This window comes from Methylocaldum sp. GT1BB (assembly GCF_051027545.1).
Taxonomy (GTDB): domain Bacteria; phylum Pseudomonadota; class Gammaproteobacteria; order Methylococcales; family Methylococcaceae; genus Methylocaldum.
Genome location: NZ_CP194902.1, coordinates 93,193 through 107,913 on the forward strand (window position 1 = coordinate 93,193; position 14,721 = coordinate 107,913).

Genomic DNA, 14,721 nt, shown 5'->3' on the forward strand with positions numbered 1-14,721 from the left:
TCGATGAATACGTTATCCTATCTCCCCAAATACAGCTTTGTAAACCTAGGCTTACGTCTATATCGGTTTCGAGAGACCATATTCGTAAGAATGACAAGCTGCATCACGATGAGACAGCGGATCGTTTTTCCGAAGCGAAGGACATTCATCTTAGCGATCAACCCATCCCGCACCTCGCAAACGGCTACAGCAACGCCGAATTGAACCCGCCCCCTCTCGTTTAGACAAGCGAATCCGCATTGTTTGGAGAGCTAGCCGCTAACCCGCATTTCTCACACTCCTCCAATCGCAAACGGTCGCTTCGGGAGCGCCGAAGCGACCCTTCCAATCGCAAACGGTTGCTTTAGTCGCACCCCTTCCAATCGCAAACGGTCGCTTTAGTCGCGACCCTTCCTTCGTCGGCACATCCTACAGCCTGATGTGCCGGCTACGCCTTCGCCGTCGCTCGGTCCATGCTGCGCCCACAGCATCGTCTCGACGCCCTCGCAACGAAAGGGTGTGAGAAATGCGGGCTAGAGCTTGTCAAACACTCTAAAAAGAGATTCGACCGTTGTTTCCGCGATCTCGATCATACAAGCCGTCAGACTTGCTCCGGCAATTTTCAATGCCTTTAGATCACCACCAAGGGACAAGAATGAGGAATTTCGATGCCCAACGAGAAGGCGAGAACCGCATACTGCAACCTGGACGCAACTGTTGGCGAATTGCCCGCGCCCGTCGAGCTTCATTTTTGATCGACAGCTCGGCGTATTTTCCGGCCTTGCGAGCGGCAGCGACTCGTGCTGAGCGATCTATTTTCATCATCGGCTGGGATATCGACAGCCGAACCAAGTTAGCCCAAGATGGCGTCAGCGATGCATTTCCGATCCAGCTCGGCGACTTTCTGAAAGCGCTTATCGAAGACCGCCGCGGATTGGATGTCTATATTTTGAATTGGGACTTCGCAATGCTTTATGCACCCGGCCGCGAAGTCCTGCCGATTTACACGCTTGGCTGGCAAAGACATCGGCACCTTCACTTTTATCTGGATGGCCGGCATCCGGTCGGTGCCTCGCACCACCAGAAAATCGTCGTGATCGATGACGCCGTGGCCTTTGTCGGTGGCATGGATCTCGCCCAGGAACGTTGGGATACGCCGGACCATGAACCCAACGCCCCCTACCGTCGAAGATCCAACGGCCAAGCCTACGCCCCGGTCCACGATGTGCAGATGATGGTGGACGGAGAAGCAGCTGCGGCGCTCGGCATGTTAGCCCGTGAGCGCTGGCGCAATGCGACAGGCAACCAACTCCGCGCCGACAGCGATGCCGGAACCGATCCCTGGCCCCCGTCGATCGTCCCGGACATCAGCGATGTCGATGTCGCAATCGTCCGAACGATCCCACGGTTCAACGGCGGTGTCGAAATTCTCGAACTCCGGGAGCTGTACGTCGATGCAATCCGGTCAGCGAAGAACACGATTTATATCGAGAACCAGTATCTGACGGCTTCTTCGGTCGGCGCTCTACTCGAATTGAGACTTCGTGAGCCGAATCCGCCGGAGATCGTCGTCGTATCGCGACTGACCGGCGGCGGTTGGCTCGAGCAAACCACAATGGAAGTCTTGCGGGCTCGATTGCTTCGCCGCCTTCGCGCAGCCGACCGACATGGCAAGTTCCGGATCTATTATCCCGACTGCGATGGGCTGAACGATCAGTGCATCAACGTACATTCCAAACTGATGGTGGTGGACGACCGCCTTGCGCTCGTCGGCTCGGCGAATCTTAACAATCGCTCGATGGGGCTGGACACGGAATGCAATCTTGCCATCGAAGCGACCGAGCCAAATACGGCAAAAGCGATTACAGGTTTAAGAAATCGCTTGCTGGCCGAGCATTTGGGCGTCGGAACGGATCGAATGGAACTGGCTATCAGACAGGCGGGCTCGCTGATTGTCGCCATAGAAAGCTTACGGGGAAACCCGCACACGCTTCGGCACCTTGAAGGCGAAGTATCGCCCGAGGCCGATGCCCTTCTACCCCAGGCCAGCGTAGTCGATCCGGAAGCGCCCATCGATCCCGATCGATTGATCGACGAACTCATCCCCGTGGAACACCGGCCTTCCGCCCGCAAACGGATTACCGCCACCCTCAGCCTGCTCGCAGCTATCGGGGCGCTTGCGGCCGCGTGGCGCTGGGGGCCACTGCACGAATGGCTCGACAAGGAGACGCTGATCAATGTCGGACGCACACTGCAACGGACTCCGGCAACGCCGGTATGGGTCATCGGCGCCTATATACTTGCCGCTATAACAGCGATACCGATCACATTGGTGATCTTCACGACGGCAGTTGTGTTCGGTCCTATCACGGGTTTTGTTTATGCGATTCTCGGGTCACTGGTAGGTGCCTCTCTCACCTTTGCGCTCGGCCACGTTTTCGGTCGAGATATCGTGCGGCGCCTGGGCGGCGCCCGACTCAATACGCTCAGCCGCTGGCTGCGTCATCGTGGCTTGCTGGCCATGCTTACGGTCCGGTTGATACCCGTCGCGCCGTTCACCGTGGTCAATTTAGTTGCGGGAGCCTCCCATATCCGTTTCCGCGACTTTCTATTGGGAACGATCTTTGGGATGGTCCCCGGCGCCATGGCCATCACGGTTTTTTCGGATCGCTTGGCTGCTGCGGTCCATCACCCGAGTCCGATCAATATCGCCTTGCTCGTCGCCGCCGCCGCCATTATCGGGGCTGCCGCATTCGCTACGCACCGATGGCTGCGTCGGCGCGAAGCGGAAAACACGGCATGCGCCGGCGGCTCGATCGGGTAACGGGTCCGGCATGTCGTTAGTCGTTGCAACTTACAATGTTCACGACTGCATCGGACGAGACGGACGTTACGATCCGGAGAGAGTCCTGACCATCATTCGGGAACTCGATGCCGACCTCATCGCGCTCCAGGAACTGCAATGGGAGCCTGAAGTCGCTCTCGACCTGCTTCAGCATTTCGCCTCCCGTCTGCACTACCGGGCCGTTCCGGGCCCGACGCTGCTCCGCCGCAACGGGCACTACGGCAACGCCATCCTTACCCGGCTGCCGGTTCGTAACATTAGGCGTGTCGATCTCAGCATACCGCACCGGGAACCCCGTGCAGCGATCGATTTGTCGGTCGACAGTCCTTGCGGGCCTCTTCGCGCGATCGGGACTCATTTGGGATTGTTTCCCGGCGAACGGCGGAAACAAATGACCCGGCTTCTGAGCATACTGGCCGATGCCCCGCCGCCCGCGCTTCTCTTCGGCGATCTGAACGAGTGGTTTCTATGGGGAAGGCCTTTTCGCTGGCTGCGCAACCATTTCGGACACATACCCGATATCGCCACTTACCCGTCCATATTTCCTCTGTTCCCTCTCGACCGAATTTGGGTCAAACCCCGCGAGCTTCTTGCGGACATTGCGGCATACTCAACGCCTCTGGCGCGCGAAACCTCCGATCATCTGCCCTTGCGGGCAGTACTGAAACCGGCGGATTCGAGCTCGAATCCGTAAGGTTTTTTTACGTTCACTGTCTCAGGAATGACTCACAGTTACTTATCTATAACTCGATATTCATAAGGAATTCTGATTTACCTGCGACTTGAATTTTTTTATAAATTGACTACCGAGGCTTTGCCGAGGTGCAGGACTTAATTCGCAAACTCACTCAAAATAAGGAAAGTACCATGAGAATCAAAGGAGACTATTTGAGGAAGAGTCTGCCAGCGCTTTTAGACAAATGGGCAGACGATGTTGATAGGCTGGATATCCGGATTCAACCCGATAACGAAATGGATGCAGACAACGAAGACCGCTATGAACGCCCCCATTCGATCGGCTTCGAGTCTGGCTTCCACGCGCAAGCCCGTTAGCGAATGCTTACGGATTGACGCGACCCCACTCGTCCGAGCATTTCGGCTATCCCTATAATCCCGAGGACCCGAGGCTCCGCCTCGCTTCGTTGCCCGATCCGTTCGGGCAACGAAGCTAACCACAGACGCGGGCGTAGTCCGCCCGCCGCTCATGTCGTCAACAACGCCTGTCTTGCGACTTTCGCGACAGAGTTGTCCTCTTGCCCCAAAAGCAGTAATCGACGAGATTTTCCGGGCTCGTGCGGATAGATAGCGCCTGAGTCGCCCTGAAACTGACCGCCGCCACCGTTTCCCCAAACACACTGCCTTCATCATGAACGATTCGACAAGGTTCGCTTTTAAACGCGCAACTGACGCCCCCGCTCTGCCGAATACCAGCGTTCGCTTCATTATTCACTGTATGGCAGGGTTTCGTGGATGGTTTCTGCTGATGCTGATTCTGGAAACGGGACAGGCCATGAGCAACATCCTCGTACCCTACGCCATCGGGCAAATCATCGATGGCGTGACCGAGGCAAGCGGTGATTCGATTCCCTTGACGGAGCGCTTGAAAACGCCCTTGATGCTTTTCGCCGCATTGAATATCGCCGAAATCCTGTTCAGCCGGGCCAGCGGCGCCTGTCTGATCATGGTGGGACCGCGCTTGCGCAAAAGGACAACGCAAATACTGTACGCCTACCTGCAGCACCATTCCGTCCGGTATTTCAGCGGGCATTTTGCCGGCGCACTCGCGCACCGGATCACCGAAACCGCCATGAGCGTCAATCATACCGCTTGGGCGATTCTCTTCGATTTCTGGCCGGTCGGAGTCGTATTCGCCGTGTCCGTCGCGTTGCTGCTGAGAACTCACGATAATCTCGGATGGTTCGTAGCGGCCTGGGTGCTGGTCTACGTAGGCGTATCGTTCTGGCTGGCCAAACGCTGCCGTCCTTACGCTCAGGCTTATGCCGAAACCCGCAGCCAAGTGAACGGCAAAATCGTCGACTCCGTGACTAATATCCTGAATGTCAAATTGTTCGCCCGACTGCGTCACGAGCGGGATTATCTCGACCGTTATCTCGAAACGGAGGTCAAAGCCGGGCGCCGGACTTTCTGGTACATGGAGCGGGTGCGCTGGTTTCAGTTCATATCCGCGGCTGCCTTGAAGGTAGGCACGATATACTTCGCCTTGAGGCTCTGGGACCAAGGTCTGATCGGGGTCGGCGACTTCGCGATGAGCGCCGGACTGGCGCTTCTGATCATCGGTGATGCCCGCAATCTCAGCCGCCGCTTTCTGGAGTTCTTCGAATATGTGGGCAATGTCGGCAACGGCGTCACCACCATCGTCAGACCCCATGACATCGTCGATACGCCAAAGGCACAACCATTGCGAATAACGCGCGGACGGATCGAATTCCGCGATGTCCGGTTCGGCTATGTGCCGGGACAGTGGGTATTCGACGGGTTGAGCGTCGTCATCGAGCCCGGTCAGCGGGTCGGCCTGGTCGGATTCTCGGGCTCCGGAAAATCCAGCTTCGTCGGGCTGATCCTCCGCTACTACGAACCTCAAGGCGGTCAGATCCTGATCGACGGCACCGACATCGCTCACGTAACCCAGGACTCGCTTCACGAGCAAGTCAGTCTGATTCCCCAAGATCCCAGCCTATTCCATCGTTCGCTGCGGGAAAATATACGTTACGGACGGCCGGACGCCGAAGATGCCGAAATCGCCGCCGCAGCGCGAATGGCGCGCGCCGACGAGTTCATCGACGGCATGAAAGACGGCTACGACTCCCTGGTGGGCGAACGCGGCGTCAAGTTGTCCGGCGGCCAGCGGCAACGTATCGCAATTGCCCGGGTCATGGTCAAAGACGCGCCGATTTTGATACTCGACGAGGCTACGTCCAGTCTCGATTCGATAACGGAAAAGGCGATTCAGGACAATCTCGATCGGCTAATGGGCCAAAAAACGGTCATCGTCGTCGCCCACCGCTTATCCACGATCGCGCATCTCGACCGTATCCTGGTCTTCGACCGAGGCCGCATCGTCGAGGACGGGAATCACCGGGAATTGCTTGCAGCAAAAGGCTTTTACCACAAATTGTGGACCATGCAGGCAGGGGGTTTTCTTCCCGATACGAGCACAGATCTCTCGCGTTATGCAGCGCAGTAGCGAGACTGTTTACTTGACGCCACTCTTGCAGAAGCAGGCCCAGCCGAGTAAAAACGTGGTTCGCTCGATGATTCGAGCTGCTATTCGGACTCGGCTTTTTTTCTTGTCCGACAATATGCCGCGCATTGGAGCCCGTGCGACAGTGCGCCTCGAAGAACCTACTTGCGGCCCGATTGCTGTGTTGCGCGTGCTCGGACAGTCCTGCGGCACAGGGACGTACGCCGCACAGGACTGCGGAATCCTCATGTACTCCATGTACACTCCGGTTCCTGTGTCGCGGCTCCCATCCGTGGGAGCCGCCCTTAACGGGGCCTGCCATTGGCAGTCCAAATTGGCAATGTCCTTCCGTGGACTTTGCCCTTCGGACGAACGCGGTTCGTCTCATTCCGCTCCCTGCGGAATGGTCGCTTTCGGCGGATTTGTCCGGACGTCTTGGACTCGGGCCGCAAGTAGTTTTTTCGAGGCGCCCAACACGGCATCCGGTTCGCACATCAAACCTAAAATGGAGTGTAAACACTATGAAGAAACTCGGATCTTTTGCCCGAGCAGTTGCTCTTGTCATATTCGGGCTGTCCGGCTGCACCCCTTCGCCGTCTGCCGATGCAGAAAAACACAAGCGGGAAAGCTTGAAATTTTTGGTCGACAACGAGAAAAAGCCCGGCATCTTGAGTACCGCGAGCGGGTTGCAGTACCAGATCCTTAGCGAGGGCAACGGCCTTTCACCGAAGGCCACCGACACCGTAACCGTTAACTATCGCGGCAGCCTGATCTCGGGCCAGGAATTCGACAGCGGCGAAAACGTGAGTTTTCCTTTGAACGGGGTTATTCGCGGCTGGACCGAAGGTTTGCAACTCATGAAGGAAGGCGCCAAATACCGCTTTTTCATCCCCCCTGAACTGGCCTACGGCGAACGTGGCGCAGGCCGCGTGATTCCGCCAAACGCGGCTCTGATCTTCGATGTGGAACTGGTAAAGGTTAATCCTTAATCGGATCTGACTGCGCAACCGGATGCGGTTTTCACTTCAAGTGAGCCTACCATGTTCGAAAATCTCTTCGATTCTCAGACGATCAAAGATTTCATACCTCACGGGACGTGCCTTCTTTGGCGCTCCGATTTGCTGCTTCTTCATGTCCTATCGGATTCGCTGATTACGGCGGCTTATTATTCCATCCCCGCGGCACTGATTTTCTTCGTCCTCAAGCGGCGGGACCTTGAGTTCCGCTCGATCTTTGTCCTGTTCGGCATCTTCATCATGGCGTGCGGGACAACGCATCTAATGGAAATCTGGACGATTTGGCATCCCAATTACGTGCTGGAAGGATTCGTCAAACTGTTTACCGGCCTAGTCTCGATCGCGACCTCGGTCCTGCTTTGGCCGCTGATTCCCCACGCCCTCAAACTCCCGAGTCCTGCCAAGCTCGAAGAGACAAACCGCCAGTTGCAGCATGAGATCGAAGAGCGCAAAGGGAAGGAGCAGGAAATCAGACAACTAAACGCCAATCTCGAAAAAATGGTGGAGCAACGCACCGCGCAACTGGTCGAAGCAAACGCCCAACTCGAGGACGAAATCTTGGAGCGCCTCCGCATCGAGGAATCGTTACGCGAATCGGAAAGCCGCTATCGCACGTTATTCGAGCAAATGCCCGATGCGCTGGTGCTGATGGATATCGAAAGCGGCAAATTGATCGACTTCAATCCGAAGGCTCACCAAAATCTCGAATATAGGCGTGACGAATTCCGGAAACTGCGAATAAGCGATATCGATCGGCAGCAATCGGAAGAGGACATCAGACGACATATCGAGAAAACTCGTGATACCGGGGAAGATGTATTCGAAACCGAGCATATTACAAAAAGCGGCATCGTACGGAATATCCGCGTCACCACCAAGGTCATTCAGCTCAATCAAAAAAAATTGATCCAAGCGGTATTCACAGATATCACCGACTACAAACAGCTTGAGCTTGCTCTGCGCACCCAACAGCAGAAATTGGAGCAATCCCAGAATCGGCTCGAATATATCGTCAATACCAGCCCATCCGTAATTTACATACTCTCCCGAACGGGCAATCCGGAATGCCCCTTCAAGGTCGATTTCATGGGCGAAACCATAACCCTGGTGACCGGCTATGAACCGCACCAATGGTATTGCGACGAGACCTTCTGGATCGATCATGTTCATCCGGACGACCGTGCTGCCGCTCTGGAAAATCAAAGCCTCCTGATTAGTCAAGGCGAACTCACGCATCAATACCGGTTTCGACACAAGGACGGCTCGTACCGGTGGATTCACGACAAGCTTAGATCGCTTCGAGATTCCGAGGGAAACATGATCGAAGCGATCGGCGCCTGGGTCGATATTACGGAACGCAAGCAAGGCGAACTGGCCCTAAAGGAAGCAAAAGAGGCCGCCGAAGCCGCGAATCGCGCCAAAACCGAGTTTCTCGCCAACATCAGCCACGAGTTGAGAACTCCTTTGAACGGAATACTCGGGTTTACCCAGGTGCTTCAAAAACAGACCGATCTCACCTCAAAACACAAGGAATATCTGGGTTATATCGGCCGCTCCGGACATCATTTGCTGACATTGATCAACGATCTGCTCGATTTATCCAAAATCGAGGCGGGGCGACTGGAGGTGGAAAATTCCATTTTCCATTTCGTAGAGTTTCTCGACGGCATTGCCGAGATGTTCGAATTCCGAGCAATAAATAAGGGCGTTGGTTTTATCTATGAAAAGGCCGCGACTCTACCCGAATACGTTATCGGTGATGAAAAGCGCTTACGGCAGATACTCATCAATCTCCTCGGCAACGCCATAAAGTTCACCCATCAGGGGTATGCCGCTCTGAAAGTCTTCAGTCATGGAGAAACCGTCTATTTCCGGATTGAAGATACCGGCCAGGGTATCGCCGAAGAGGATATGGGACGAATTTTCCTGGCCTTCGAGCAAGTGGCCGATCACGACTCTACGGAAGGAACAGGCTTAGGGCTAGCTATCAGCAAGCGGTTGGTGGATGCCATGGGCGGACAAATCGACGTGCAAAGCACTCGCGGCCAAGGCAGTGTTTTTACGGTTTCGCTGGCGTTGCCGGCAGCATCGAATCCGTCGAAACCGAAAGCCGATGAGAATCAGGTCATTGGTTACACCGGAAAAGCGCGACGGATCATGATCGTCGACGATAATCCGGATAATCTGACGATGCTGTCGGCGCTTCTGGAATCACTGGATTTTGTCATAGAAACGGCCTCGAACGGCAGAGAATGCTTGGACAAGTTCGCGCTTTTCGAACCTGACCTGATCATGATCGATCTCTTGATGCCCGATATGGATGGGGCAGAAACGGTCAAACATTTACGGCAGACGGAATCCGGGCAAAACGTCAAAGTCATCGCAGTCACCGCGCATGCGTTCGATGACATCAGAGACATGTGCCTGGCATCGGGCTTCGATGACTTCATCACCAAGCCGGTAGATCTCGGGGATTTGCTGAACAGCCTGCAAAAATCCTTGGGCCTGACCTGGCGCTACGCCGACACCGGTTCACATGCAAAGCCGGCACGCGCCAAGGCCTCGTAACCCTGCCCGGATCTTATGTCAAGAATTATCTCCGGTCGGATGTGGGCCGCGCCGGTTTGTGCGACGCCGGAGCTGTCAAAAACCTTCATGGTCTTGCGACGCCGCAACGAGCGTTGCCGGCGGCGACGCCCCGCGTGGTTCGTCGTCGCTGCGGACAGCAGAACCCAACGGATAGGTACCGATTCGTTCCCGTATATCGTCGCCCTTTACACGGTTGGAAGGCTTGGTCAGCTGCGCCGCGGCGAGTACCAGGATCGGCGCGATGATGAAGCTGCCGGTCAGCGCCTGTAACTTCAATTGTTCTTGATCGGGAACCGCCTCTACCCCATAGGCGAGCCAGTAAGTCACTCCCAGTTGAAAAATCACGATGCCGCTCCAGAAACACGGAGCGAACAATCCCTTCAACGGCACATAGACCAGTCTAACCGGCTCTCCGCGCCTTTGCTCCCGGTCCAGCAACAGCCGATCGATGCGCTGATTCAGCAAAATCGTCACCGTCGCGACGATATACCAGCCGGCGTAATTTTCGAGGGTCACGCCGAAATGAACGCCAGGGTCAGGATAATGATAAATGTCCCCCAAGAACCAATATTTGCCGAGGTTGGCGATCGGGTCGACGATAAGGTCGACGACCAGCATAAGAAATGCACCGAGCAGCAACACCGACACCGAATTTCGGACCTCTACCGAGGTTACGCGCTGCACGTCGTACGCCTTGATCCATAGGGGAGACATAAAGAACTGCGCCAGCGAGAAACTGACATAGCTGAGAAATGAAAACGACAGGCTGTCGAAGAACGGAACGCCAAAAACGACCAAATCGTTGCTCAGCGCCTCGTAATGGTAGACATACTTCCCGAACGGAATTCCATGGTTGATGCTCCCCCATTCGGCCAGCAGAGCCACCAAATAGCTGCTGATCACCCAGATCACCGTTCGCCGAGCGCCTTGCTCCAGCCAGGAAAGCAGCAGGAATGCGATCAGAAAAACCGTGATGTACGGACGATGGATCAAGGACCAGAGGAGTTGCTCGAACATTCGACAGGTGCGAGGTTTACGAAACCTTTCATATTAACCGGCAAGGACTTTGACGGCCAGGTGGCCTGAATGCTCATTCACCAACTCGATATCGATTACGCTCTCCGTGAAACCGCGAGATTCTTCAAGACGCCGAACCGTCACGTATAATGGCGGCCTTTGTTTTTAAGGAGCCACCATGTCGCAATTCGACAACGTCAGCGTCGTCAAGAAAGCCAATGTCTATTTCGACGGCAAATGCGTCAGCCATACCGTCCTTTTTCCGGACGGCAGCCGCAAGACCGTCGGCGTGATCTTCCCGTCGGCCCTGACTTTCAGCACCGCCGCGCCGGAAATCATGGAAATTAATGCCGGCGCTTGCCGAGTGCGCTTAGCGGGCGAGACAGAATGGAAAACTTACGGGGCCGGCGATTCATTTGAAATTCCTGGCAACAGCCGATTCGATATCGAAGTGATTGACATGCTGGATTATGTTTGCCACTTCGCCTGAGACAAACAAAAACTAACGCGATTGGCTCTTGCGGTTCATCTTGGTCTTTTGAGTCGCTTTCTTCGATGCTTTCTTAACGTGCGCGTTTTTTGCCTTTGGCTTCTCTAGCGAAAGCGCCTCAGCATTCTCCTTTTGCTTCTGCCACTCGGCGAGACGGTCCAAAGCCAGGGCCATTTCGCCGGGAGCCATTTCCTCGACCAGGCTGTCCTTGGCATCGGCCGCGTTCTGATTACCCTGTTCTGCCGCAAGCGTGTACCAGAAATACGCCTGAGCATTGTCCTTGTCGATGCCGTTGCCGGATGCATAAAGCGAACCCAGCACGGCTTGGGCGCTGGCATCGCCCTGCTCGGCCGCTTTGCTGAACCAACGCGCAGCTTCGCCCATGTCGATCGGAGCTCCCAGACCATAGAAGTAAAGAACGCCGAGCTTGCTTTCGGCCGTTGTATCGCCTTGCCTGGCCGCTTGCTCGTACCAGTGCCGCGCCTCGACATAGTCCAGCGGCACACCTAGCCCTTTCATGTAAAGATTGCCCAAATTGACTTGAGCTTCCGGCATGCCCTGCTCCGCCATAGGCTTGAATTCAGCGAAGGCCGCGGAATAGTCACGCCGTTCGATGGCCGCCATACCTTCCTCGAATCCGGCCCAAGCCGATGCCGGGGAGACCAGCCAGACGCTCGCCGCCAATAACGTCAGAACTGGAAATTTCTTGTAGCCAACTGAGATCACGATTTATTCCGGTTTCTTGAATTCAGCTAAAAAAGCGCGCAAGCCGCTAGCCTGTCCGCACTCAAGCGACCGACAAGACGATCTTGCCCATATGCCGGCTGCTTTCCATCAGTCGATGGGCTTCTGCTGCCTTGGCCAAGGTAAACGTGGCGTGCACCACCGGCTTGACCTGACCCGATTCGAGCAGCGGCCACACTTTCCGCCTCAGCGCATCGGCAATCGTGGCCTTCTCTTCCACGCTCCGCGGCCGCAAGGTTGAGCCGGTCAAGGTCAGACGGTTCAAAAAAATGGGGAGCAGGTTGATTTCCGCCTTGGGTCCGCCCTGAACCGCGATCACGACCAAGCGGCCATCTGCGGCGAGACAACTGAGATTCCGCTGGAGATAAGGGCCGCCGATCATATCGAGAATCAGGTTTACGCCCTTGCTCTCGGTCAGTGCCCTGATGCGGTCGACGAAGTCTTCCTCGCGATAGTTGATCGCGGTAGCCCCGAGCTGCTCGCAGAACCGGCATTTTTCCGCGCTTCCCGCGGTTACGAACACGCTGGCGCCGAATGCACGGGCCAATTGAATCGCCGTGGTGCCGATGCCGCTGCTGCCCCCGTGTACCAGCATGCTTTCTCCGGGTTTCAGCCCGCCCCGCTCGAATACATTGGTCCAGACCGTGAAAAACGTCTCAGGCATGGCGGCGGCATCGATCGGCCCAAATCCTTTCGGCATAGGTAAACAGAGTGCCGCGGCGGCCACGCAATATTCAGCATATCCCCCGCCGCTCACCAGGGCGCAAACCGATTCGCCGATGGCGGGCTCACGCACGCTTTCGCCCAAAGCTACCACTTCGCCCGCGATTTCCAAGCCCGGTACATCGGACGCTCCCGGCGGAGGCGGGTAAAGCCCTTTGCGCTGCATGACATCCGGCCGGTTCACCCCGGCCGCAGCTACCTTGATCAGCACTTCGCCAGGCCCCGGCTGCGGCATCGGTCGCCGACACAACTGCAAAACCTCCGGACCGCCCGATTGGGCGATCTCGACGGCCGCCATCGTGCCGGGGAAAAAACCAGTCAAATCAAAAAACTCCTATAGACCCGCCAGCCAAAGCCGCAACCGGAGCCCCAATTCGCTGGTGTAGCCGATGGTGGAAAAACGAATATGACCGTCAGGACCCAAAATAAACACGGCCGGCACACCCCGAATTCCGTAGTCTCTGCCGATAGCGCCATCCTGGTCGAGAACTACCGGAAACTCGAATCCTTCCCGTTTGACGTACTCACGGACCTCGGTTTCGTCCCCCGACAACAGCGCCACGCTGACCAGCGGCGTATCTCGTGCCAATGATCGAATGGAGCTCTGCATCGCCTTGCAGATCTGACACCAACTCGCCCAAAAGTAGATTACGGCCGGCCGTCCTTCCGGCTTGGGTACATCCAACGCCGTGCCGTCCAAAGCAGTTGCCCGTATCGGGGGCGGCATCCCGGACACCAAGCTGCGAGTGGCGATCAACTGTACACCGATGTACAGCACAACCGCGGTACTGCCGAATACCAATATTTGCTTCAGCTTGTTTGCCATGGCGCTACTCGAACCGTCTCAAAAGAGCAGCGCCGTTCTGGCGCAGCCACTGGCGTTCGCCGGAATAGGCGGGCAGATGCCGGGCGACTAAGGCCCAGAAATCGGCCGAGTGATTCCGATGGCGGATGTGACATAGTTCATGCACAACCACGTATTCCAATACCGACGGCGGCGCAAAAGCCAGAAGCCAGTTCAGGTTGATGTCGTTCCTAGGGCCGCAACTCCCCCATCGGCTACTCATCCGCTTGACCCTGATTTGACGCGGATACAATCCGAAGCGAACAGCATGTCTTTGTATGATGAATCCGGCCTGATCTCGTATCCACAACTTCGTCCAGTTAAAAAGTGCATTCCTGGCGAGATGCGGCTGGTTCTCCGTACCCGCAGGTACGGAGACCAGGAAATGGCCATCATACTGGATATGCGTCCGCCGCCCGGTATGCTCGCGGATCACGAGCGGCACTTCACGACCTTGAAACGGAACGGTCGAACCGTTCTCCAAACGCTGCGCCGGCCCGGATTGAGCAGTCGTCGAACGCATCTCCGAAAGCTTGCGTTCGGCCCAGTCGCGATGCTTGTGCAAGAACGCCAGGGCTCGAGCTTCGCTGATCGTGGGCGGCACGACGAGCTCGATTCCTTCGGGTTTCGCGACCAAACGAAGATGCTTGGCCCGTCGGCTATGGCGAATGCTGTAAGGCAAAGGAAAGCCTGACGACACGGCCTAGCCTTTTCGAATCGCGACGACTTCCAATTCCTTATCCCCCACCGGTCTCTTCCACGTCACTACATCCCCCACTTGAGCCTCCAGTAAAGCCCGTGCCAAAGGCGACATCCAGCTGATCTTCTCATGAGTCGCATCCGCCTCGTCCTCGCCAACGATGGTAAAACGCAGCGTCTGGCCGTCGGAATCGAGAACCTCGACCGTTGAACCGAAGCGTACCTTGTCGTCGGACTGGGCTTCCGGCTGCACCACCACGGCGCTTTGAACACGCTCCTCGTAATAGTGCAAATCGCGCTCCACCTGCTTAAGCTGTTGCCGGGCGCCCAGATCGTCGTTCCCAATCAGGGCCTCTTTTTGCGCACTAAGCTCGCGAACCCGCCGTTGCAGCTGCGCCAATCCCTGCGGAGTAACATAATTGGTATACGAGCTCCGAGGCCGTTCGGGAAGATCGTCACCAAGCTGTTCGCCATCCGGTTCTTTGACAAAAGCGCGACTCATGATAACCACCTCAAAATCTTACCGAGAGAGGCATGGAAAAATCCCGTGCCCGGAAGTGCCGAGGCATTCGG

General features: G+C 56.2%; 13 protein-coding genes. 7 read left to right on the forward strand and 6 right to left on the reverse strand.

The features are described from left to right. Window positions 1-730 precede the first annotated feature (730 nt). The 6 genes from ACR2TX_RS01630 to ACR2TX_RS01655 all read left to right on the forward strand — a co-directional run bounded on the left by ACR2TX_RS01630 (window position 731) and on the right by ACR2TX_RS01655 (window position 9,610). On the forward strand, window positions 731-2,803 hold the full coding sequence (locus ACR2TX_RS01630) for a VTT domain-containing protein (protein ID WP_434130996.1): 2,073 nt from the start codon (window positions 731-733) through the stop codon (window positions 2,801-2,803). Window positions 2,804-2,813: 10 nt separating this feature from the next. Further along, the gene (locus ACR2TX_RS01635) at window positions 2,814-3,518 is read left to right on the forward strand and encodes an endonuclease/exonuclease/phosphatase family protein (RefSeq protein WP_077731229.1); all 705 of its coding nucleotides are present in this window, start codon (window positions 2,814-2,816) and stop codon (window positions 3,516-3,518) included. Between the two features lie 173 nt (window positions 3,519-3,691). Continuing rightward, window positions 3,692-3,877, forward strand: coding sequence for a hypothetical protein (locus ACR2TX_RS01640; protein WP_434130998.1), 186 nt, complete (start codon window positions 3,692-3,694; stop codon window positions 3,875-3,877). A gap of 313 nt (window positions 3,878-4,190) precedes the next feature. Further along, entirely contained in the window at window positions 4,191-6,029 is a 1,839-nt protein-coding gene (locus ACR2TX_RS01645) for an ABC transporter ATP-binding protein (RefSeq protein ID WP_077731231.1), read from the forward strand. Window positions 6,030-6,547: 518 nt separating this feature from the next. Then, window positions 6,548-7,015, forward strand: a complete 468-nt coding sequence (locus tag ACR2TX_RS01650) for an FKBP-type peptidyl-prolyl cis-trans isomerase (protein WP_077731232.1) — start codon at window positions 6,548-6,550, stop codon at window positions 7,013-7,015. A gap of 51 nt (window positions 7,016-7,066) precedes the next feature. After that, on the forward strand, window positions 7,067-9,610 hold the full coding sequence (locus ACR2TX_RS01655; protein WP_077731233.1) for an ATP-binding protein: 2,544 nt from the start codon (window positions 7,067-7,069) through the stop codon (window positions 9,608-9,610). Between the two features lie 75 nt (window positions 9,611-9,685). Here the strand turns inward: ACR2TX_RS01655 and ACR2TX_RS01660 are convergent, their stop codons facing one another. Next, entirely contained in the window at window positions 9,686-10,648 is a 963-nt protein-coding gene (locus tag ACR2TX_RS01660) for a carotenoid biosynthesis protein (RefSeq protein WP_077731234.1), read from the reverse strand. Between the two features lie 178 nt (window positions 10,649-10,826). Between ACR2TX_RS01660 and ACR2TX_RS01665 the strand changes: the two genes are divergently transcribed. Next, window positions 10,827-11,138: a pyrimidine/purine nucleoside phosphorylase gene (locus tag ACR2TX_RS01665; protein WP_434114073.1), complete on the forward strand. Its 312-nt coding sequence runs from the start codon at window positions 10,827-10,829 to the stop codon at window positions 11,136-11,138. Between the two features lie 12 nt (window positions 11,139-11,150). Here ACR2TX_RS01665 and ACR2TX_RS01670 read toward each other — a convergent pair whose 3' ends face one another. The 5 genes from ACR2TX_RS01670 to ACR2TX_RS01690 form a co-directional block, all read right to left on the reverse strand. Further along, window positions 11,151-11,864, reverse strand: coding sequence for a tetratricopeptide repeat protein (locus ACR2TX_RS01670; protein WP_133717925.1), 714 nt, complete (start codon window positions 11,862-11,864; stop codon window positions 11,151-11,153). A 61-nt stretch (window positions 11,865-11,925) separates the two neighbouring features. Next, window positions 11,926-12,903: an NAD(P)H-quinone oxidoreductase gene (locus ACR2TX_RS01675; protein WP_434132389.1), complete on the reverse strand. Its 978-nt coding sequence runs from the start codon at window positions 12,901-12,903 to the stop codon at window positions 11,926-11,928. 36 nt (window positions 12,904-12,939) lie between these two features. After that, window positions 12,940-13,431, reverse strand: a complete 492-nt coding sequence (locus tag ACR2TX_RS01680; RefSeq protein ID WP_434131002.1) for a protein disulfide oxidoreductase — start codon at window positions 13,429-13,431, stop codon at window positions 12,940-12,942. A 4-nt stretch (window positions 13,432-13,435) separates the two neighbouring features. Next, window positions 13,436-14,149, reverse strand: a complete 714-nt coding sequence (locus ACR2TX_RS01685; protein WP_077731239.1) for a M48 family metallopeptidase — start codon at window positions 14,147-14,149, stop codon at window positions 13,436-13,438. Between the two features lie 3 nt (window positions 14,150-14,152). Further along, the gene (locus ACR2TX_RS01690; RefSeq protein ID WP_077731240.1) at window positions 14,153-14,650 is read right to left on the reverse strand and encodes a GreA/GreB family elongation factor; all 498 of its coding nucleotides are present in this window, start codon (window positions 14,648-14,650) and stop codon (window positions 14,153-14,155) included. Window positions 14,651-14,721: the final 71 nt, after the last annotated feature.